The organism is Streptomyces venezuelae, assembly GCF_008642375.1.
Taxonomy (GTDB): domain Bacteria; phylum Actinomycetota; class Actinomycetes; order Streptomycetales; family Streptomycetaceae; genus Streptomyces; species Streptomyces venezuelae_G.
Map to the genome: position 1 here is coordinate 7,147,096 of NZ_CP029194.1, position 20,220 is coordinate 7,167,315.

The following is a 20,220-nucleotide window of genomic DNA, read 5'->3' on the forward strand; positions in this document are numbered from 1 at the left end:
GCGACGGCCGCCGGCCCCGGTGGGGGGCGGGCGGCCGTCGGAGGCTCGGCGCGGGTCAGCCGTTGCGCGGGCCGGGGAGGGCCGACGGGCGAGGGTCCTCGCGGAGGGTGGCGCTGCCCGAGGTGGGCTGCGGCGGCATCGAGCGGGCGGCGGGCACCGCGGGAAGGGTGCGGGTGACGCCCGGCTCCGTGCTGTGGTCCTGCTCCACGGGGACGCCGGGCTGCGGCGCGCGCCGGGCGCCGTACCGGCGATGGACGGCCTGCTTGGTGACACCGAGCGCGGAACCCACCGCGTCCCACGAGAAGCCGAGCGAGCGGTCGAAGTCGACCGCAGCGGTCACCAGGGTCTCGACGCTGTCCCGGAGCTCCTGGGCGAGGCGGACGGTCGGGGCGGGCGCGCGCCCGTAGACGACGAAGCCCGTCGAAGGGCCGGAGCGGCGGGGACGGTAGACATTGCCCAACTGGGCCGTGAGCGTGCGCAGTGCGTCCACCTGCCGCCGGACCCGCTCGATGTCCCGCACCAACAGGTGCAGACTCGCCCGGGCTTGGGCGTCGTGGGTTGCGTGGTCGGCCATGTGAAAGCCTCTCGAACCGGCGTTTACGGGGGAGGGTCGCAGGGGGGAACGGCGACCCGATTCGGTCAATCTCTCTTGACCAACGCGCCACCGGGAGTTGGGTCACGCTGCGGGGGCGTACACGCATATGCGCGGGGCGCTCGTCCTTCCGTACGCCCCCTTCTCCGCGGGCGCCTAGACTGGTGCGCTGCCCGTAAAGCCCCCGGACAGACAGGCAGCCGCCACCCATGAAGCTCGTCTTCGCAGGCACCCCCGAGGTCGCCGTTCCCGCCCTGGACGCCCTGCTCGCCTCCGGCCGGCACGAGGTGGCCGCCGTGGTCACCCGCCCGGACGCCCCGGCGGGACGAGGGCGGCGGCTCGTCGCCAGCCCGGTGGCCCAGCGGGCCGAGGAGGCCGGCATCGAGGTCCTCAAGCCGGCCAGGCCCCGCGACGAGGACTTCCTCGCCCGGCTCCGGGAGATCGCCCCGGACTGCTGCCCGGTCGTCGCCTACGGCGCGCTGCTCCCCAAGGTCGCCCTCGACATCCCCTCCCGTGGCTGGGTCAACCTGCACTTCTCGCTGCTGCCCGCGTGGCGCGGCGCGGCGCCCGTGCAGCACTCCCTGATGGCGGGCGACCAGGTGACGGGCGCGTCCACCTTCCTGATCGAGGAGGGGCTCGACTCGGGCCCGGTCTACGGCGTCGTCACCGAGGACATCCGCCCGACCGACACCAGCGGCGACCTGCTGACCCGCCTCGCGTTCGCGGGCGCCGGGCTGCTCGCCGCGACCATGGACGGCATCGAGGACGGCAACCTCCAGGCCGTCCCGCAGCCCGTCGAGGGCATCACCCTCGCCCCGAAGATCCAGGTCGAGGACGCGCACGTCGACTTCGCGGCCCCAGCCCTGCGCGTCGACCGCGTCGTCCGCGGCTGCACCCCCGCCCCGGGCGCCTGGACGCTCTTCCGCGGCGAGCGCCTCAAGCTGATCCAGGTCACCCCCCTCCCGGACCGCACCGACCTCGCCCCGGGCGAGCTCGTGGTCGGCAAGAACAACGTGTACGCCGGCACCGGCTCGTACGCCGTCGAGCTCCTCTGGGTCCAGCCGCAGGGCAAGAAGCCGATGAAGGCCGCCGACTGGGCCCGCGGCGTCCGCATCACCGCCGGGGAGCGGCTGGGGGCCTGACCCCGTGCTGCCGCCGCTCCCCGAAGGGCCCTGGTGGGACTGGGAGGTCCGCCACTACGACGGCAGCCGGCTCACCCTGGTCGCCGACCACGACCTCTCGTACCACCACGGGCTCGAGGTCGTCTTCACGGACACCCTCTACGTCCGGTGCCCGATGCACTTCATGGACCCGGAGTTCCGCGCGCCCACGCCCGAGGAGCGCGCGGAGGTCACCCGTCTCGTCGGCGCCGAGCCGCCCGTGCTCGTCGCCTTCGAGGCGGACGGCGGCGGCACGGTGTCGGCCGTGTGCCTGATCGCGGCCGAGGACTGGGCGATCCGCCAGGGGCGTTTTCCCCGGGGGACGTCGGCGGACGTACGCTGAGGGAGTTCGACCCTCATTTCGTCACGCGGAGCACCTTTGAGCGAGCAGGCACGTCGCCGTCCCCACAAGCCCTACCGGAGGCCCCAGAAGGACCCCGTCCGGATGCTCGCCTTCGAGGCTCTGAGGGCGGTGGACGAGCGCGACGCCTACGCCAACCTGGTGCTGCCGCCGCTCCTGCGGAAGGCCCGCGAGAAGGGCGACTTCGACGGGCGGGACGCGGCTCTCGCGACCGAGCTCGTCTACGGGACGCTGCGTCGCCAGGGCACGTACGACGCGATCATCTCCGCCTGCATCGACCGGCCGCTGCGCGAGGTCGACCCGCCCGTGCTCGACGTGCTCGCGCTCGGCGCGCACCAGCTGCTCGGGACCCGGATCCCCACGCACGCGGCCGTCTCCGCCAGCGTCGAGCTCGCCCGGGTGGTGCTCGGCGACGGACGGGCCAAGTTCGTGAACGCCGTGCTGCGGAAGATCTCGCAGCAGGACCTCGACGCCTGGGTGGCGCAGGTCGCCCCGCCGTACGACAAGGACGCCGAGGACCACCTCGCCGTCGTCCACTCGCACCCCCGCTGGGTGGTCTCGGCGCTCTGGGACGCCCTCGGCGGCGGCCGCGCGGGCATCGAGGACCTCCTGGAGGCCGACAACGAGCGGCCCGAGGTCACCCTCGTCGCACGCCCCGGCCGCTCCACCACCGAGGAGCTCGCCGCGGTCACCGAGACGCTGCCGGGCCGCTGGTCCCCGTATGCCCTGCGGATGGCCGAGGGCGGCGAGCCCGGCGCCATCGAGGCGGTCAAGGAGGGCCGGGCGGGCGTCCAGGACGAGGGCAGCCAGCTCGTCGCCCTGGCTCTCGCGAACGCGCCGCTCGAAGGATCCGACGCCCGCTGGCTCGACGGCTGCGCGGGCCCCGGCGGCAAGGCGGCACTCCTCGCCGCCCTCGCCTCCGAGCGCGGCGCCGCGCTGCTCGCCTCCGAGAAGCAGCCGCACCGCGCGCGCCTCGTCGAGCGCGCCCTCGCCGGCAACCCCGGCCCCTACCAGGTCATCGCCGCCGACGGCACCCGCCCGCCGTGGCGCCCCGGTTCCTTCGACCGGGTCCTGATGGACGTGCCCTGCTCGGGTCTCGGCGCGCTGCGCCGTCGCCCCGAGGCCCGCTGGCGCCGTCGCCCCGAGGACCTGGACGGCTTCGCCCCGCTCCAGCGCGCCCTGCTGACCGAAGCGCTGAGCGCCGTGCGCGTCGGCGGGATCGTCGGCTACGCGACGTGCTCGCCGCATCTCGCCGAGACCCGGGTGGTCGTCGACGACGTCCTCAAGAAGGTCGGCGGCGCCGAGCTGATCGACGCCCGTCCCTACATGCCCGGCGTCCCGGCGCTCGGTGACGGCCCGGACGTCCAGCTGTGGCCGCATCTGCACGGCACGGACGCCATGTATCTGGCGCTGCTGCGCCGTACCGCCTGACCCACGGGCGTCCGACCCTTCGATCACCTGACCGCAATCTCCCGGTCCGTCCCGGTCCGCGGCTCGTCGCTTCGTACCGAAATTGGTCTGGACCGGATTCGAAACCGCTCAGCGGCAAAGAAGTACCCAAGAACGTGGGAGGCTTGGCACATGGCGCAGATCAACCCCAGCATCCTGTCCGCGGACTTCGCCCGGCTCGCCGAGGAGGCGAAGGCGGTCGAGGGTGCCGACTGGCTGCACGTCGACGTGATGGACAACCACTTCGTGCCCAACCTGACGCTGGGGGTGCCGATCGTCGAGTCGCTCTCCCGGGCGACGGGGACGCCGCTCGACTGCCACCTGATGATCGAGGACCCCGACCGCTGGGCGCCCCAGTACGTGGAGGCGGGCGCCGGTTCGGTCACCTTCCACGTCGAGGCCGCGGCCGCTCCCGTGCGGCTCGCGCGGGAGATCCGGGCCAAGGGTGCGCGCGCCTCGATGGCGCTCAAGCCGGCCACGCCGATCGAGCCGTACGAGGACCTGCTCCCCGAGCTCGACATGCTGCTGATCATGACGGTCGAGCCGGGCTTCGGCGGCCAGGCCTTCCTCGACATCATGCTGCCCAAGATCCGCCGGACCCGTGAGCTGATCTCCAAGCACGGCCTGGAGCTGTGGCTCCAGGTCGACGGCGGGGTCGCCGAGTCCACCATCGAGCGGTGCGCGGAGGCCGGCGCCGATGTGTTCGTCGCCGGCTCGGCGGTCTACGGCGCGGCGGACCCGGCGGCCGCCGTGGCCTCGCTGCGGGCCCGCGCCGAGGCCACGACGGCCTCGGCCGCGTGGGCGTGTGGCCACTGAACCACCGTCGGATGAACGCGGCCCGTCGGGTCGCCGACAGGACCGATCAAGGCCCGCCGGATCTGACAGGATGAACGGCGAGTCCAGAGTGTGAACGACAGCCGTATGCGAACAGCCGTATGCGAACAGCGGTACGTGAACAGCAGTGAGGAGATCGCGGTGGCCGGTATGTCGGCGGGACGGTCAGCCCTGCGGATGGGCCCCGCGGAGCTGGTGCAGGCGGCGGCCATGGCCCGCCGCTTCTACCTCGAGGGCAAGTCCAAGATCCAGATCGCCGAGGAGTTCGGCGTGAGCCGCTTCAAGGTGGCACGGGTCCTGGAGACCGCCCTGGAGCGCGATCTCGTGCGCATCGAGATCCGTGTGCCGGCCGAGCTCGACGCCGAGCGCTCCGACGCGCTCCGTGCCCGCTACGGGCTCCGCCACGCCGTCGTCGTCGAGTCCCCGGCGGAGGGCGAGGACGAGTCGCCCGACCCGGAGAACCTCGGCGAGGTCGCGGCCGACCTGCTCGGCGAGCTGGTCACCGAGGGCGACGTCCTGGGTCTCGCCTGGGGCCGCTCCACCATCCACATGGCGGCGGCGCTCGACCGGCTGCCGCCCTGCACGGTCGTGCAGCTCACCGGCGTGTACGACGCCGGGACCGCCGAGCGCGGCTCGGTCGAGGCCGTACGCCGAGCCGCCCAGGTCTCCGGTGGCGAGGCGCACCCGATCTACGCGCCCATGCTGCTGCCGGACCCGGCGACCGCCGCGGCGCTGCGCAGCCAGACCGGCATCGCGCGGGCCTTCGAGTACTTCGACAAGGTGACGGTCGCCTGCGTCTCCATCGGCTCCTGGGAGCCGGGCATCTCGACCGTGCACGACATGCTCTCCGACGCGGAGCGCGCCCACTACGCCTCGCTCGGTGTCGCCGCCGAGATGTCCGCGCACCTCTTCGACGCCGAGGGCCGCCGCGTCGGCCGCGACCTGGGCGAGCGGTGCATCACCGTCGAGGCGGACCGGCTGCGGCGCATCCCCGAGGTCGTGGCGATCGCCGGCGGGCAGCGCAAGGCGGCGGCGATCGGGGCGGTCCTCCGCTCCGGACTCGTCACCAGCCTGGTCACGGACCGCGCCGCCGCGGACTACCTGCTGACCGAGTCCAGCCCCGGCACGCACCCGGCGCTCGACCGGACGGACCCCGACGGCAGCTGAGCCGCCACCGCCCACCACCGCGATTTCCCAGGGCCGGAGCCCTCCCGTAACGGTATGTTCGGGACATGTTGCTCCGGCCCTTTCGCGTACTCCTCGCGCTCGTCCTGTGCGTCTTCCTGGCCGGATGCTCCGCCGCGGGCGACACGGTCTCCACGAGGGCGACCGGCGCCGCTCCCGCCGCCTCCGCTCCCGCCGCCGCGCCCACCGGGTCGGCCGGGCTCTCGGGGCTGCCGACCGTACGGGCCGCCGACCTGCCGCCCGAGGCCCGCCGCACGCTCGGCCTCATCGCGCGCGGCGGCCCCTACCCGTACGCCAAGGACGGCGCCGTCTTCTCGAACTTCGAGCGGATCCTGCCGCGCAAGGAACGCGGGTACTACCGCGAGTACACCGTGAAGACCCCCGGTGAGCGCGACCGCGGGGCGCGCCGGATCGTCACCGGCCGGGACGGCGAGCTCTACTGGACCGACGACCACTACGAGACGTTCCGGGAGGTGCTCGGATGAGAATCGACGACGCCGTCCTCCTCGACCTGGCCGGAGTCACGGACAAGGCCGCCCTCATGGACCGGTGCGCCGTGACCCTCGCGCTGCCCGCCTGGTTCGGCCGGAACTGGGACGCCCTGGCCGACTGCCTGACGGATCTCCCCGAACCCGTCACCGTCGTCGTCACGGGCTGGCAGGAGTACGCCAGGACGCGTCCTCGCGAGTGGCGGACCGCCCAGGACGTCTTCGCCACGGCCGTCGACGAGCGCCCCACCCGCCTCTCCGTCCTCCTCTCCCTGGGCGAAGGGCTCGTAGGATCCGACGAACCCCCTGCCGGAAGGCTCGGATGAATTGCCCGGGGCTGGTATTCGTACCGGCGTGGGACAATGAACTACGTGCTTTTTCCCCTGGCTGAAATGCCTAGGGGCCGATCCGAACGACTGGGATGTCAGCACGTGCGTTTCCTCAATGACGTCAAGCCGCCCTACGACCTGACGTACGACGATGTGTTCATGGTGCCGAGCCGCTCGGCCGTGGGTTCCCGCCAGGCCGTGGACCTCTCCTCGCCGGACGGGACCGGGACGACGATCCCGCTCGTCGTCGCCAACATGACCGCCATCGCCGGCCGTCGCATGGCCGAGACCGTAGCCCGCCGCGGCGGCCTGGTCGTCATCCCCCAGGACATCCCGATCGAGGTCGTCACCGACGTCATCTCGTGGGTCAAGAGCCGCCACCACGTGCTCGACACCCCGATCGTCCTGGAGCCCCACCAGACCGTCGCCGACGCGCTCTCCCTGCTGCCGAAGCGGGCCCACGGCGCCGGCGTCGTCGTCGACGAGAACCGCCGCCCGATCGGTGTCGTCACCGACGCCGACCTGTCCGGCGTGGACCGCTTCACCCAGCTGTCCGAGGTCATGTCGAAGGACCTGCTCCTCCTCGACGCCGACATCGAGCCGCGCGAGGCCTTCAACACGCTGGACCACGCCAACCGCCGCTACGCCCCGGCCGTCGACAAGGACGGGCGCCTGGTCGGCATCCTGACGCGCAAGGGCGCCCTCCGCGCGACCCTGTACACCCCGGCCACCGACGCCGAGGGCAAGCTGCGCATCGCCGCCGCCATCGGCATCAACGGCGACTTCGTCGGCAAGGCCAAGCAGCTCCTCGACGCGGGCGTGGACACGCTCGTCATCGACACGGCGCACGGGCACCAGGAGTCGATGATCTCCGCGATCAAGGCCGTCCGGGCGCTCGACCCGCAGGTCCCGATCGTCGCGGGCAACATCGTCGCCGCCGAGGGCGTCAAGGACCTCATCGACGCGGGCGCCGACATCATCAAGGTCGGCGTCGGCCCCGGCGCCATGTGCACCACCCGCATGATGACCGGCGTCGGCCGGCCGCAGTTCTCCGCCGTCCTGGAGTGCGCGGCCGAGGCGAAGAAGTACGGCAAGCACGTCTGGGCCGACGGTGGCGTCCGGCACCCGCGCGACGTCGCCATGGCGCTCGCCGCCGGCGCGTCGAACGTGATGATCGGCTCCTGGTTCGCCGGCACGTACGAGTCCCCGGGCGACCTCCAGCACGACGCCCAGGGCCGCGCCTACAAGGAGTCCTTCGGCATGGCCTCCGCCCGCGCCGTCAAGAACCGCACGAGCGACGAGTCCGCCTACGACCGTGCCCGCAAGGCGCTGTTCGAGGAGGGCATCTCGACCTCCCGCATGTTCCTCGACCCGACCCGTCCGGGCGTCGAGGACCTGATCGACTCGATCATCGCGGGCGTCCGTTCCTCCTGCACCTACGCCGGTGCCGGCTCGCTCGCCGAGTTCGAGGAGAAGTCCGTGGTGGGCATCCAGTCCGCCGCCGGTTACGCCGAGGGCAAGCCGCTGCACGCCAGCTGGAGCTAGCCGCTCCGCCGGAAACGGCACCTCACCGTCGTACGCCGTGGGTCCGCGGGAAATTCCTCCCGGGGACCCACGGCGTTCCCGTACGGTCGGCGCATGGAGATCAGGCCCTGCCGCGCCGAGGACGTGCCCGTACTCGACCGCCACATCCCCGCTCCCGGGGCGCCGAGCCGCCACGCCGACCGCTTCGCGCGCCAGGAGTCCGGCGCCGGGACGTACCTCCTGGCGTGGTGTGACGGGGTGCCCGTCGGCCACGGACAGGTCCGCTGGGACGGCTGCGCCGCCCCCGAGGTGCGGGCCGTCCTCGGCGACTGCCCCGAGCTCAACGGCCTGGACGTGTGGCCCGAGACGCTCCGCGGGCAGGGCATCGGGTCGGCGCTGGTCCATGCGGCCGAGGAACTGGTGCGGGAGCGCGGCGGGACCGCGCTGGGGCTCGGCGTGGCCCGTGACAACCCGCGCGCGGCCGCCCTGTACGCGCGGCTCGGCTACGAGCCCGTCGTCGCCTACACCGACCGCTGGGCCTGGACGGACCCGGAGGGCCGCACGCACGCGTGCGCGGACGCGTGCACCTTCCTCGTCAGGTCCCTGGCGGTACGGGGCCGCTGAGCGGCACGTGGGGGCGCAGGGCCTCCGCCACCGCCGCCGCGATGCGGGCGTGCCCCCGGTCGTTCGGGTGCAGCCCGTCCGCCAGGTGCTCCGGGCCGAGCAGAGGGCGCCCCGGGAGGACCAGGAGCCGCCCGTCGCCCTCGGCGGCCAGGTCGCGGCCCGCGCGCTCCATGGCCCTGCGCAGCTCCGTGAGCGTGGCTCCCAGGGCGTTGCGGGTGTGCTCGGCCTCCGGCCGCAGGACGGGCGAGACGAGCAGCAGCGGGGTGGCCGGATGGCCCCGGCGGACCAGACCGACGAACGCCCGGACGGTCGCGTACAGCCAGTCGGCCGTCGCGGGCACCCGGGACCAGCAGTTGGTGCCGAAGGCGAGGGTGACCACCTCGCCCGGGAGCCGTGCGAGGTGCTCGGCCAGCGGGAGCTCGCCGCGCGCCCCGCCCGCGTACCCCAGATTGACCGGATCGAGCCCGAGGAGCCGCCCCGTCGTGGCGGGCCAGGAGTGCGCGGGGCGCGTCGACCACCAGCCCTCGGTGATCGAGTCGCCGTGGACGAGCCAGCGGGGCCGTACGGGAGCGGGGGAGAGGCGGCCGCCGACGGCCCGCAGGGCGAGCGGGACCGGGGACTGGCCCTCGGGGAGGTGGACGGTGAAGACGCCGCCGTACGGGGGCAGGGGGAGGCTGACCGTGCCCTCCGGAGCCGGGACGGCGCAGGTCTCGCCGACGAGCCGCCGGCCCTGCCAGAGCGCGAAGCAGTGCCGCAGCGCGGCGAGCGGGTCGTCCGGCTCCGGGACGGCCGCGCGGTAGCGCAGCTCCACGGCCCGCGTCCCGGGCTCCGCCGTGAACTCGAGGCGTACGCCGATGGGCAGCGCCGCCCGCTCGGCGATGTCCCACGGGAGCCGCTCCAGGTCGGCGGGGTCCGCCCGGACGGGCCGGTCCCCGTCGAGCCAGGCCGTGCCGCGCAGGAAGGGCGCCGGGGCGAGCCAGCCCACCGAGGCCTCCGATCGTGGGGTTGCCGGGGGCTCGCAGCGTGGGTCACGGGACACGAGGAGTCAAGGCACGTGCACGCGCCGAGCGGGGCGGGCGCGCCGAGCCGCCCGGGGCGGTGCGGAGACCCCAATGTGCCGATTCATGCAGGGGCGCGCAATGTTTCCCCGTCTGCGCCGCGAGAGCGCAATGATCATTCGGCACTGCGCAACAACCCTGCATTACGAGTGCGAACCTCGGACCCTTAGGCTCGTGCCCCGTACCAGGAGTGGCGATGACCGCCTGCTCGGCGGTTCCCCTCCCCCGTGGGCTTGCTTCGGCATGTCCACGTGCCGCCGTGGTCGTCCCACCGCCTACAGGCAGCGATAAGGAGCCTCCGCAGTGCTGGACCACGGCGCAGCCCCGCCGGTCGTCGACACGGCCACCCCCAAGACCTCCGCGCTCGGCGCTCTCACCCGGCGCAAGCCGGTGGAACGCCTGGTCATGGAGGGTGGGCAGGGTGAGGGCGGCAGCCTCCGCCGCTCGCTCTCCATGTGGCAGCTGACCATGATCAGTATCGGTGCCACGCTCGGCACCGGCATCTTCGTCGTCCTCGGCGACGCCGTCCCGCAGGCCGGCCCCGCGGTCACCCTGGCCTTCGTGATCGCCGGCCTCACCGCGCTCTTCTCCGCCCTCTCGTACGCCGAGCTGGCCGGCACCATCCCGGTCGCCGGCTCCTCGTACTCGTACGCGTACGCAACGATGGGCGAACTCGTCGCCTGGGTCTGCGGCTGGTGCCTGGTCCTGGAGTACGGCGTCTCCGTCGCCGCCGTGGCCGTCGGCTGGGGCGAGTACGTCAACGAGCTCCTCGACGGCACCATCGGCGTCACCATCCCCGACGCGCTCTCCTCCGCGCCCGGCGAGGGCGGCATCATCAACCTGCCGGCCCTGATCGTCGTCCTGCTGGCGATGGTCTTCCTGCTCGGCGGCGCGAAGGAGTCGGCCCGCGCCAACACGATCATGGTCGTGGTGAAGATCGCCGCGCTCGTGCTCTTCTGCACCATCGGTTTCATGGGCTTCAAGTCCGGCAACTACTCCGACTTCATGCCGCTCGGCATGGCCGGGGTCAGCGCCGCCGGTGCCAGCCTCTTCTTCTCGTACATCGGCTTCGACGCCGCCTCCACCGCCGGCGAGGAGGCGAAGAACCCGCAGCGCGACCTGCCGCGGGCGATCATGCTCTCGCTGATCATCGTCACCGCCCTGTACGTCCTCGTCGCCGCGGTCGCCGTCGGCGCGTGGAACTGGAAGGACTTCGAGGGCTCCGAGGCCTCGCTCGCCGCGATCATGAACGACGTGAGCGGCCAGACCTTCTGGGGCACGCTGCTCGCCGCCGGCGCCGTCATCTCCATCGCGAGCGTCGTCCTGACCGTCCTCTACGGACAGACCCGCGTGCTCTTCGCGATGTCCCGCGACGGTCTCGTCCCGAAGGTCTTCGGCAAGGTCAGCACCAAGACCGGCACCCCGCGGATCAACACCGTGATCGTCTCCGCCTTCTGCGCCATCCTCGCGGCGGCGATCCCGCTCGGCGAGCTCGTCGACGCCACCAGCATCGGCACGCTCTTCGCCTTCGCGCTGGTCAACATCGCGGTCGTCATCCTGCGCAAGACCCGCCCGGACATGAAGCGCACGTTCCGCGTGCCGCTCGGCTGGCTCTTCCCGGTCCTCGGCTTCGGCTTCTGCGTCTACAACATGTTCAGCCTCGGCGCCTCCACCTGGACGGTCTTCGGTTGCTGGATGGCCGCCGGGCTCGTGTTCTACTTCCTGTACGGCATGCGCCGCTCCCGACTGGCCACGGCCCCGGCCGTGGCAGAGGCCCCAGCAGAGAAGTGATCCACCCGTAGTGCGACTCAACGACCTCGACGAACGCATCGTCCACGCCCTCGCGGAAGACGCCCGCCGCAGCTACGCCGACATCGGCTCGCTCGTCGGACTCTCCGCGCCAGCCGTGAAGCGGCGCGTGGACCGGCTCAGGGCCGAGGGCGCCATCACCGGTTTCACCGTACGGGTGGACCCGGCGGCGCTCGGCTGGGAGACCGAGGGCTTCGTCGAGATCTACTGCCGCCACAACACCTCGCCGGACGACATCCGGCGAGGTCTGGAGCGGTATCCCGAGGTGGTGTCCGCGTCGACCGTCACCGGCGACGCGGACGCCGTCGTCCAGGTCTTCGCCTCGGACATGCGCCACTTCGAGCGCGTCCTGGAGCGGATCGCGGGCGAGCCCTTCGTGGAGCGCACCAAGTCCGTCCTGGTGCTCTCGCCGCTGCTGCGGCGCTTCTCCTCGGGCTCACCCGCGTAGCCGAGCGAGCGGCGGTGCGGTGCGGGCCGTGGTTCCCGCACCGCCCTTCGCCCGCCCACCCCCGTGGGGCGGTCTACTCGGTCGGGTAGACGAACTCCCACGGCACGACCTCGAAGTCGCCCGTCCCCTCCTCGACCTTCTCGAACGGCGCGCCGCTGATGCACGGCGGCACCTTGTCCTTCTTCGGGTCGGCGGTCATCCAGGTGTAGCCGAGCCGGTCGCCGGCGGCGTCGTCGTGGACCGTGACCCCGACGCGCGCCTTCTTGAACTCCTTCACATCGGTCTCGACGACGACACCGGACACGACGGCGACCTTGCCGCCCGTCGTGAGGCAGTCGACCTTGACCTTCGCGTAGCCGCCCCAGTCGCCCTTGTAGTGGCTGAAGCGGAACGTGCCGGTGGCCTTCATCGGATCCTGCCGGTCCTTCTCGGCGAGATGCGCGTCGAAGGTGAAGGTGATGTCGTCCCCGGCCGGCCGGTACAGCTTGGCCGTGCCGGTCAGCGCGGCTGCCTCCGAGACCGTGGCCCGGGCCGCGGCGGGGGCGGGAGCCTCGTCCACCGAGGCGGCGGCGATGCCCCCGGCTCCCAGCGTCAGCAGGACGGCGGCGGCGACGGCGACGATCTTCGTACGGCGGTTCATGGCTTCCCGTTCCTCTCGGCAGGTCGTCCGGCGGGTCTTCCGGACGAGCACCACTCTTCCGCCCGGCCGCCGCCCGGTCGTCGCGCCGCAGGACGGTCCTCGTCTCCGCCGCGCGGCGGGGAGCCCTACGCCCCCGGGCGGAGCCCCGCGCAACGAATCGCCGTGGTGGCCGGAGATCGCGCAACGGTTCGACGGTCGGTCCGCAACGCTCCCGCCTTGTCCGAACAGAGCGCGAAACCGTACCGTTTTTGACGTCTTCCCCTTGTACTCCGACCCACCCGAGGATCGCCCATGCCCGCGCTGCGCACCGCCCTGCTCCAGAGCTCCGGCGAGCTCGGTGACGTGGCCGCCAACCTCAAGATCCTCGACGAGGCCGCCGCCCGCGCCGCGGCCGCCGGAGCCGGCGTGCTGCTCGCCCCCGAGCTGTTCCTCACCGGCTACGCCATCGGCGCCGACATGGCGCGCCTGGCCGAACCGGCCGACGGCCCCTCCGCCCGCGCCGTCGCGGCCATCGCCGTGCGCCACGGCCTCGCCGTCGGCTACGGCTACCCGGAACGGGACACCGAGCGGCACGGGGTGCTGTACAACGCGGCGCGGCTCGTCGGCGCCGACGGCGAAGTGCTCGCCGACTACCGCAAGACCCACCTCTTCGGCGGCTTCGAGACGACCTGGTTCACCCCCGGTGACCAGGCCGTCGTCCAGGCCGAGCTCGGCGGACTCACCGTCGGCATGATGATCTGCTACGACGTCGAGTTCCCGGAGAACGTCCGGGCGCACGCGCTGGCCGGTACGGACCTCCTCCTCGTACCGACCGCGCTCATGCACCCGGCCGAGATCGTGCCCCTGTCCGTGGTGCCGGTCCGTGCCTTCGAGAACCAGCTGTACATCGCGTACGCCAACCGGACGGGCCCCGAGGGCGACTTCGAGTTCGTCGGCCTCTCCGCCCTGGCCGGCCCCGACGGCGTCGCCCGGGCCCGCGCCGGGCGGGGCGAGGAGCTCGTCATCGGCGACGCCGACCCCGACTTCCTGGCGGCCTCCCGCGCGGAGAACCCCTACCTCCGCGACCGGCGCCCGGGCCTCTACGGCCCCCTCGTCTGAGCCGCCCCACCGCCTTCCCGACCCGCCTCACCTCTTTCCGTGCAAGGAGTCCGTACCCCATGACGTCCACGGTGCCCACGACCGCCGTCCCCCACAGCGACGGCCAGCCGCCGATCACCATGTTCGGTCCGGACTTCCCGTACGCCTACGACGACTTCCTGGCCCACCCGGCCGGGCTCGGCCAGATACCGGCCACCGAGCACGGCACCGAGGTCGCCGTCATCGGCGGCGGTCTGTCCGGCATCATCGCCGCGTACGAGCTCATGAAGATGGGCCTCAAGCCCGTCGTCTACGAGGCCGACCAGATCGGCGGCCGGCTGCGGACCGTGGGCTTCGAGGGCACCGCCACCGAGGGTCTCACCGCCGAGATGGGCGCGATGCGCTTCCCGCCCTCCTCGACCGCCCTCCAGCACTACATCGACCTCGTCGGCCTGGAGACCACGCCGTTCCCGAACCCGCTGGCCGAGTCGACCCCCTCGACCGTCGTCGACCTCAAGGGCGAGTCGCACTACGCCACCACCGTCGACGACCTCCCGCAGGTCTACCGCGACGTGATGAACGCGTGGAACGCCTGTCTGGAGGAGGGCGCCGACTTCTCCGACATGAACCAGGCCATGCGCGAGCGCGACGTCCCGCGCATCCGTGAGATCTGGGCGAAGCTCGTCGAGAAGCTCGACAACCAGACCTTCTACGGCTTCCTCTGCGAGTCCGAGTCCTTCAAGTCCTTCCGGCACCGTGAGATCTTCGGCCAGGTCGGCTTCGGCACCGGCGGCTGGGACACCGACTTCCCCAACTCCATCCTGGAGATCCTCCGCGTCGTCTACACCGAGGCGGACGACCACCACCGCGGCATCGTGGGCGGCTCGCAGCAGCTGCCGCTGCGCCTGTGGGAGCGCGAGCCGGAGAAGATCGTCCACTGGGCGCAGGGCACCTCGCTCAGCTCCCTGCACGAGGGCACCCCGAAGCCGGCCGTGACCCGGCTCAACCGGACCGCCGGCAACCGGATCACCGTCACCGACGCCTCCGGCGACATCCGTACGTACCCGGCGGCGATCTTCACCGCCCAGTCGTGGATGCTGCTCTCCAAGATCGCCTGTGACGACTCGCTCTTCCCGATCGACCACTGGACGGCGATCGAGCGCACCCACTACATGGAGTCGTCCAAGCTCTTCGTCCCGGTCGACCGGCCGTTCTGGCTGGACAAGGACGAGGAGACCGGCCGGGACGTCATGTCGATGACGCTGACCGACCGGATGACCCGTGGCACGTACCTCCTGGACGATGGCCCGGACAAGCCGGCCACGATCTGCCTCTCGTACACGTGGTGCGACGACAGCCTGAAGTGGCTGCCGCTCTCCGCGAACGAGCGCATGGAGGTCATGCTGAAGTCGCTCGGCGAGATCTACCCGAAGGTCGACATCCGGAAGCACATCATCGGCAACCCGGTGACGGTCTCCTGGGAGAACGAGCCCTACTTCATGGGCGCCTTCAAGGCCAACCTGCCGGGCCACTACCGCTACCAGCGCCGCCTGTTCACGCACTTCATGCAGGAGGGGCTGCCCGAGGACAAGCGGGGCATCTTCCTCGCGGGCGACGACATCTCCTGGACGGCCGGCTGGGCCGAGGGCGCGGTGCAGACGGCGCTCAACGCGGTGTGGGGCGTGATGCACCACTTCGGCGGCGGCACCGACGCCACCAACCCGGGTCCGGGCGACGTCTACGAGGAGATCGCTCCGGTCGAGCTGCCGGAGGACTGAGTCCCCGTACGGGTCACGGCCTGGTGAGCGGCGTGAGCAGCATCCGCCCCACCAGGCCCACCGAGCGGTCGAGCCGCTCGGTGAACTCCCCGGCCAGCTCCGGCAGCCCGCGCAGCTGCCAGAGCGAGCGCGCCGCCAGCCAGGCCCCGTCGCGGGCCCGGTCCAGGCTCCAGCAGCCGAGCAGATGCGTCAGCGGGTCCGCGATCTCCAGGAGGTCCGGGCCCGGCATCAGTTCCTCCCTGATGCGCTCCTCCAGGAGGAGGAGGATGTCGCCGACCTGGTCGAACTCGTCCTCCAGGTCGGTCGGCGCGCACTCCAGGACGCGGCACGTGTCGACCACGGCGAGCGCCAGGTCGTGGCCGACGTGGGCGTTGATCCCGGCGAGCGCGAACTGCAGCGGACGTACGCCGGGGTGGCGCCGGTAGTGGAAGAGCGGCCGCCAGCAGGCGGGCGCCGGGCCGCCGGTGGCGACGGTGTCGACCGCCGTGAGGTAGCGCTCGGCGAACCGCACGTCGAGGGTGGCGGCCGCCGTGCGGTCGGCGAAGGTCCCCGCCTGGATGGCGCGCCCGATCTCCTCGGTGACCGTCAGGTAGACCCGGTTGAAGACGGCGACGCCGTCGGCCGGATGCCAGGTGGCGCGAAGGGTCCGCATGCGGTCGACCACGGGGTCGACCGCCACGAACTGCCCGAGGTCCCGACCGGTCTCCCGGCCGATGTCATGACCGCTGTCCTGCCCGAGCTGCTGGGTCTGCGCCATGGGGGCAGGCTTCCAGTCGCCGGGGCCGGGAGGGAACTCCCCGGGCCCGGCTTCCCCAGAACGGGCGAATCAGTCAGCTCTTCGACAGCGGATCCTCGTCGGAGGTGCTCTCGTACGAGCTCGTGCCGGAGTCCAGGAGGGGCTCCTGCTCCTTGAGGTGGGCCGGGGCGAAGGCCCGCAGCACGTGGTAGCCGGTGATGACGACGATCGTGCCGAGCGCGATGCCGCCCAGTTCGAAGGTGTCGGTGAAGGTGAGCTTCACCCCGCCGACGCCGATGATGATGCCGGCGGCGGCCGGGACCAGGTTGAGCGGGTTGCGCAGATCGACCTCGGCGTTGATCCAGATCTGGGCGCCGAGCAGGCCGATCATGCCGTAGAGGATGACGGTGATGCCGCCGAGGACACCGCCGGGGATGGCGGCGACGACCGCGCCGAACTTGGGGCAGAGACCGAAGAGGAGCGCGAAGCCGGCCGCGGCCCAGTAGGCGGCGGTCGAGTAGACCCGGGTGGCGGCCATGACGCCGATGTTCTCGGAGTACGTGGTGTTGGGCGGGCCGCCCACGGCGGTCGACAGCATCGAGGCGGCGCCGTCGGCGGCGATGGCCGTGCCGAGCTTGTCGTCCAGGTTGTCGCCGGTCATCTCGCCGACGGCCTTGACGTGCCCGGCGTTCTCGGCGATCAGCGCGATGACCACGGGCAGCGCGACCAGGATCGCGGACCACTCGAAGCTCGGTCCGTGGAAGGACGGCAGGCCGATCCAGTCGGCCTTCGACACACCGGAGAGGTCCAGCCGCCAGTGGTCGGTGATCTGGCCGCTCGGGGACATCGAGTGGATCTTGCCGAAGACGAGGTCGAAGATCCAGGAGATGGCGTAGCCGAAGATCAGGCCGAGGAAGATCGCGATCCGGGACCAGAAGCCGCGCAGGCAGACCACGGCGAGTCCGGTGAACAGCATGACGAGCAGCGCGGTCCACTGGTCCTGCGGCCAGTACGTCGACGCGGTGACCGGGGCCAGGTTGAAGCCGATCAGCATGACGACGGCGCCGGTCACGATCGGCGGCATCGCCGCGTGGATGATCCGCGCGCCGAACTTCCTGACCGCGAGACCGGCGAGGAAGAGGACCGCGCCGACGACGAGGACCGCGCCGGTCACGGTGGCACTGCTGCCGCCCGAGGCCCGGATGGCGGCGGCGACTCCGACGAAGGAGAGCGAGCAGCCCAGGTAGGACGGGACGGTGCCGCGGGTCGCGAGGAGGAAGATCGCGGTCGCGACACCCGACATCATGATCGCGAGGTTCGGGTCCAGACCCATGAGGACCGGGGCGACGAAGGACGCCCCGAACATCGCGACGACGTGCTGGGCGCCGAGGCCGACGGTGCGGGGCCAGGAGAGCCGCTCGTCCGGCCGGACGACGGCCCCGGGAGCGGGTGTTCTCCCGTCGCCGTGCAGGGTCCAGCGCACGCCGAGGTTCATGAGGTCGCTCCCGTTCCGAGGTTCCGGCGGCCGTGTCGTGGCCGCAAAAGATCAGCCACATGGTATGCGCCGTGACCTGCCGGAACCGCCTTCCGCCGAGCGGCCCCGGGCCTGTCCGGGGGGCCGGGCGCGATCGCCGTCACGCGACCGGGCCGGAGCTCTTCGCCGGGGTGCCGTCGGCGTGGGCCGAGGCCGCCGCGGCGCGAGCGCCGGGCCTGAGCACACCCGCGCCGAGAACCAGGCCGAGGGCCAGCAGCGTGACGAGGCCGAAGGAGAAGAGGAGCGAGGTCGCGTCGGCGATGCCGCCGATCGCCGAGGGGGCGATGAGACCCGAGGTGTACGTGATGGTGGCGACGCCCGCGATGGCCTGGCTGGGGTTCGGCCCGCTGCGGGCCGCGGCGGCGAAGGCCAGGGGGACGACGACCGCGACGCCGAGCCCGATGAGACCGAATCCGGCCATCGCGACGGCGGCGTGCGGGGCGAGGACGACCATGATCCCGCCGAGGGTGGCGACGGCGCCCCCGACCCGTACCGTACGGACCGCGCCGAAGCGGTCCACGACGCGGTCGCCGACCAGCCGGGCCACGGCCATCGTCAGAGCGAAGGCGGTCGTCGAGGCGGCCGCGAGCCCTGCCGAGCTGCCCAGCTCGTCCTGGAGGTAGACGGCCGACCAGTCGAGGCTGGCGCCCTCCGCGAAGACCGCGCAGAAGCCGATGGCGCCGATGACCAGCGCGGACTTCGGCGGCAGCGAGAACCGCGGCGGCGCCTCCTCGTCCGGCGTGCTCTGCACGTCCAGGACGCCCTGGCAGCAGACCAGGCCGAGCGCGGTGAGGGTCAGGGCCGCGATCAGGTGGTGGACGCGGGCGTCGGCGCCGATGTGGGCCGCGACCGTGCCGGCGGCCGAACCGAGCAGCGCGCCCACGCTCCACATGCCGTGCAGGCTCGACATGATGGACTTGCCGAGCCGGTTCTCGGTCTCGACGCCGAGCGCGTTCATCGCCACGTCGGACATGCCCGCGGTCGCGCCGTACACGAAGAGCACGCCGCACAGCCCCCAGATGTTCGGTGCCAGCGAGGGCAGCGTCAGGGAGAGCGTCCACAGGGCGAGCAGGCCGCGCAGGGCCGTGCGGGCGCCGAAGCGGTGGCTGATGGCGCCGGCCAGCGGCATCGCGAGGGAGGCGCCGAGCGCGGGGAAGGCGAGTGCGAGCCCGAGCTGTCCGGCGCTGACGCCCGCGTGCTCCTGGATCCACGGGATGCGGGTCGCGAAGCTGCCGGTCACCGTGCCGTGGACGCAGAAGACCGCGGCGACGGCGAAGCGCGCCCGCCGCAGACGCTCGGTGCTGAAGACGGTCTCCGCCGCCATGTGCCCTCCCTGGGTGGTCGTGTGTGGCTGTGCCGGTGGTCCGAGGCGTAAACTATCAGGGACCCTGCCTGATAAATAGATCGCAGCATGGCATCCCTGCCGGAGCGCGTCTGAGAGGATCGCCGCATGGCCGCATCCCCGAGCACCGCACGAGCCATCAACGACCGGTTCGCCCTGCGACTGCTCCAGGACGAAGGCCCGTTGACGGCCACTCAGCTCAAGACCCTCACCGGGCTCTCCCGCCCCACGGTCGCCGACCTCGTCGAGCGCCTCCAGGGCTCCGGGCTCGTCCACGTCGTGGGGGAGTCCGGAGCCGAGCGCCGGGGCCCCAACGCCAAGCTGTACGGACTCGTCGCCGACCGGGCGCACCTCGCCGCCCTCGACGTGCGCACCAGCTCCGTCTCCGTCACCGTCGCCGACCTGCTCGGGACCACCCTCGCCGAGGCCGCCGTCCCCGTCGGCGACGGCACCGGATCCGCCGTCGAGAAGGCGGTCACGCTCCTGGAGCGCACGGTGAAGGAGGCCGGCGCCGACCGGCTGCACACCGTCGCCGTCGGCGCCCCCGGCCTCATCGAACCGGCCACCGGCGAGCTGCGCGACTCCTCGGGACTGCCCGCCTGGCACCGCCGGCTCGTCGGCGTCCTCCAGGAGCGGCTCCCCGCCCACGTCCTCGTCGAGAACGAGACCAACCTCGCCGCCCTCGCCGAGCTGCGCGAGGGCGCGGCGCACGACCGTGAGGACTTCGTCCTGCTCTGGCTCGGCCAGGGCGTCGGCGCCGCCGTCGTCCTCGGCGGGCGGCTGCGCCGCGGCGCCTCCGGAGGCGCGGGCGAGATCGGCTTCCTGCCGGTCCCCGGCACCTCGGGGCTCCCCTCGGCCACCGGCTGCGACGGCGGCTTCCACGAGCTGGCCTGCGCGGCCGCCGTCGGGACCCTCGCCGCCGCACACGGTCTCGCCCCGTCGGAGGCGCTCGCCTCGGGCCACGGTCCCTTCCTGGACGCGCTGGCCCGCCGCCTGGCCGTCGGTGCGGCGGCCGTCGTCTCCGTCCTGGACCCCGGCTGTGTGGTCCTCGCCGGCGAGACGGGTCACCACGGCGGCCCCGCACTCGCGGCCCGCGTCGAGTCGGAGCTGGCATCCCTCTCCCCGCTCCGCACGGAGGTCCGCGCGACGGAGCTGGGCGACGCGGCCGTCCGGCGCGGCGCGCTCCTCCTCGCCCGTGACACGGCTCAGGACGCGCTCTTCGGCCCGCCGGCCACCGGGCTCTAGAGGGTGC

At 72.6% G+C, this 20,220-nt stretch carries 20 protein-coding genes; 14 read left to right on the forward strand and 6 right to left on the reverse strand.

The features are described 5' to 3' along the window. Nucleotides 1-55: 55 nt before the first annotated feature. Nucleotides 56-574 (reverse strand): hypothetical protein, encoded by a 519-nt coding sequence (locus DEJ46_RS32705; protein ID WP_150272140.1) that lies wholly within the window; start codon nucleotides 572-574, stop codon nucleotides 56-58. Nucleotides 575-801: 227 nt separating this feature from the next. On the opposite strand from DEJ46_RS32705, the gene fmt reads away from it, so the two are divergent. The 9 genes from fmt to DEJ46_RS32750 all read left to right on the forward strand — a co-directional run bounded on the left by fmt (nucleotide 802) and on the right by DEJ46_RS32750 (nucleotide 8,546). Beyond that, complete coding sequence (gene fmt, locus DEJ46_RS32710; protein WP_150272142.1) at nucleotides 802-1,734, forward strand: methionyl-tRNA formyltransferase; 933 nt, start codon at nucleotides 802-804, stop codon at nucleotides 1,732-1,734. Nucleotides 1,735-1,738: 4 nt separating this feature from the next. Then, on the forward strand, nucleotides 1,739-2,095 hold the full coding sequence (locus DEJ46_RS32715) for a hypothetical protein (RefSeq protein WP_150272143.1): 357 nt from the start codon (nucleotides 1,739-1,741) through the stop codon (nucleotides 2,093-2,095). Nucleotides 2,096-2,131: 36 nt separating this feature from the next. Then, on the forward strand, nucleotides 2,132-3,544 hold the full coding sequence (locus DEJ46_RS32720) for an RsmB/NOP family class I SAM-dependent RNA methyltransferase (RefSeq protein WP_150272145.1): 1,413 nt from the start codon (nucleotides 2,132-2,134) through the stop codon (nucleotides 3,542-3,544). A 150-nt stretch (nucleotides 3,545-3,694) separates the two neighbouring features. Next, nucleotides 3,695-4,378 carry a ribulose-phosphate 3-epimerase gene (rpe, locus tag DEJ46_RS32725; protein WP_125748970.1) on the forward strand — a complete coding sequence of 228 codons (684 nt, stop codon included), beginning with the start codon at nucleotides 3,695-3,697 and terminating at the stop codon, nucleotides 4,376-4,378. Between the two features lie 135 nt (nucleotides 4,379-4,513). Next, nucleotides 4,514-5,563: a sugar-binding transcriptional regulator gene (locus DEJ46_RS32730; protein ID WP_185909493.1), complete on the forward strand. Its 1,050-nt coding sequence runs from the start codon at nucleotides 4,514-4,516 to the stop codon at nucleotides 5,561-5,563. Between the two features lie 65 nt (nucleotides 5,564-5,628). Next, a complete protein-coding gene (locus DEJ46_RS32735) occupies nucleotides 5,629-6,066 on the forward strand; it encodes a ribonuclease domain-containing protein (RefSeq protein WP_150272149.1) in 438 nt (145 codons plus the stop codon). After that, nucleotides 6,063-6,395, forward strand: a complete 333-nt coding sequence (locus DEJ46_RS32740) for a barstar family protein (RefSeq protein WP_150272151.1) — start codon at nucleotides 6,063-6,065, stop codon at nucleotides 6,393-6,395. Before DEJ46_RS32735 ends, DEJ46_RS32740 begins: the two co-directional genes overlap by 4 nt. A 105-nt stretch (nucleotides 6,396-6,500) precedes the next feature. Further along, nucleotides 6,501-7,943: a GuaB1 family IMP dehydrogenase-related protein gene (locus tag DEJ46_RS32745; RefSeq protein WP_190623012.1), complete on the forward strand. Its 1,443-nt coding sequence runs from the start codon at nucleotides 6,501-6,503 to the stop codon at nucleotides 7,941-7,943. Between the two features lie 93 nt (nucleotides 7,944-8,036). Then, nucleotides 8,037-8,546: a GNAT family N-acetyltransferase gene (locus DEJ46_RS32750; protein ID WP_150272155.1), complete on the forward strand. Its 510-nt coding sequence runs from the start codon at nucleotides 8,037-8,039 to the stop codon at nucleotides 8,544-8,546. On the opposite strand, the gene DEJ46_RS32755 is transcribed toward DEJ46_RS32750, so the two are convergent. After that, complete coding sequence (locus DEJ46_RS32755) at nucleotides 8,518-9,531, reverse strand: GDSL-type esterase/lipase family protein (RefSeq protein WP_150272156.1); 1,014 nt, start codon at nucleotides 9,529-9,531, stop codon at nucleotides 8,518-8,520. The genes DEJ46_RS32750 and DEJ46_RS32755 overlap by 29 nt on opposite strands. A gap of 376 nt (nucleotides 9,532-9,907) precedes the next feature. On the opposite strand from DEJ46_RS32755, the gene DEJ46_RS32760 reads away from it, so the two are divergent. Both DEJ46_RS32760 and DEJ46_RS32765 read left to right on the forward strand, forming a co-directional pair. Then, entirely contained in the window at nucleotides 9,908-11,395 is a 1,488-nt protein-coding gene (locus tag DEJ46_RS32760) for an amino acid permease (RefSeq protein ID WP_150272158.1), read from the forward strand. 10 nt (nucleotides 11,396-11,405) lie between these two features. Further along, nucleotides 11,406-11,861 (forward strand): Lrp/AsnC family transcriptional regulator, encoded by a 456-nt coding sequence (locus tag DEJ46_RS32765; RefSeq protein WP_015032260.1) that lies wholly within the window; start codon nucleotides 11,406-11,408, stop codon nucleotides 11,859-11,861. Nucleotides 11,862-11,934: 73 nt separating this feature from the next. Here the strand turns inward: DEJ46_RS32765 and DEJ46_RS32770 are convergent, their stop codons facing one another. After that, nucleotides 11,935-12,501, reverse strand: coding sequence for a Repetin (locus DEJ46_RS32770; protein WP_150272160.1), 567 nt, complete (start codon nucleotides 12,499-12,501; stop codon nucleotides 11,935-11,937). A gap of 291 nt (nucleotides 12,502-12,792) precedes the next feature. Between DEJ46_RS32770 and DEJ46_RS32775 the strand changes: the two genes are divergently transcribed. Together DEJ46_RS32775 and DEJ46_RS32780 are read left to right on the forward strand one after the other, a co-directional pair. Then, nucleotides 12,793-13,599 carry a carbon-nitrogen hydrolase family protein gene (locus tag DEJ46_RS32775; protein WP_150272162.1) on the forward strand — a complete coding sequence of 269 codons (807 nt, stop codon included), beginning with the start codon at nucleotides 12,793-12,795 and terminating at the stop codon, nucleotides 13,597-13,599. Between the two features lie 59 nt (nucleotides 13,600-13,658). Continuing rightward, nucleotides 13,659-15,356: a flavin monoamine oxidase family protein gene (locus DEJ46_RS32780; protein WP_150272164.1), complete on the forward strand. Its 1,698-nt coding sequence runs from the start codon at nucleotides 13,659-13,661 to the stop codon at nucleotides 15,354-15,356. A gap of 13 nt (nucleotides 15,357-15,369) precedes the next feature. Here the strand turns inward: DEJ46_RS32780 and DEJ46_RS32785 are convergent, their stop codons facing one another. From DEJ46_RS32785 to DEJ46_RS32795, 3 genes are all read right to left on the reverse strand, one after another. Continuing rightward, complete coding sequence (locus DEJ46_RS32785) at nucleotides 15,370-16,113, reverse strand: DUF5995 family protein (RefSeq protein WP_223835261.1); 744 nt, start codon at nucleotides 16,111-16,113, stop codon at nucleotides 15,370-15,372. A gap of 73 nt (nucleotides 16,114-16,186) precedes the next feature. Continuing rightward, on the reverse strand, nucleotides 16,187-17,587 hold the full coding sequence (locus DEJ46_RS32790) for a uracil-xanthine permease family protein (protein ID WP_150272166.1): 1,401 nt from the start codon (nucleotides 17,585-17,587) through the stop codon (nucleotides 16,187-16,189). A 139-nt stretch (nucleotides 17,588-17,726) separates the two neighbouring features. Beyond that, nucleotides 17,727-18,950, reverse strand: a complete 1,224-nt coding sequence (locus DEJ46_RS32795) for an MFS transporter (protein WP_150272168.1) — start codon at nucleotides 18,948-18,950, stop codon at nucleotides 17,727-17,729. Between the two features lie 126 nt (nucleotides 18,951-19,076). On the opposite strand from DEJ46_RS32795, the gene DEJ46_RS32800 reads away from it, so the two are divergent. After that, complete coding sequence (locus DEJ46_RS32800) at nucleotides 19,077-20,213, forward strand: ROK family transcriptional regulator (protein WP_150272169.1); 1,137 nt, start codon at nucleotides 19,077-19,079, stop codon at nucleotides 20,211-20,213. Nucleotides 20,214-20,220 lie beyond the last annotated feature (7 nt).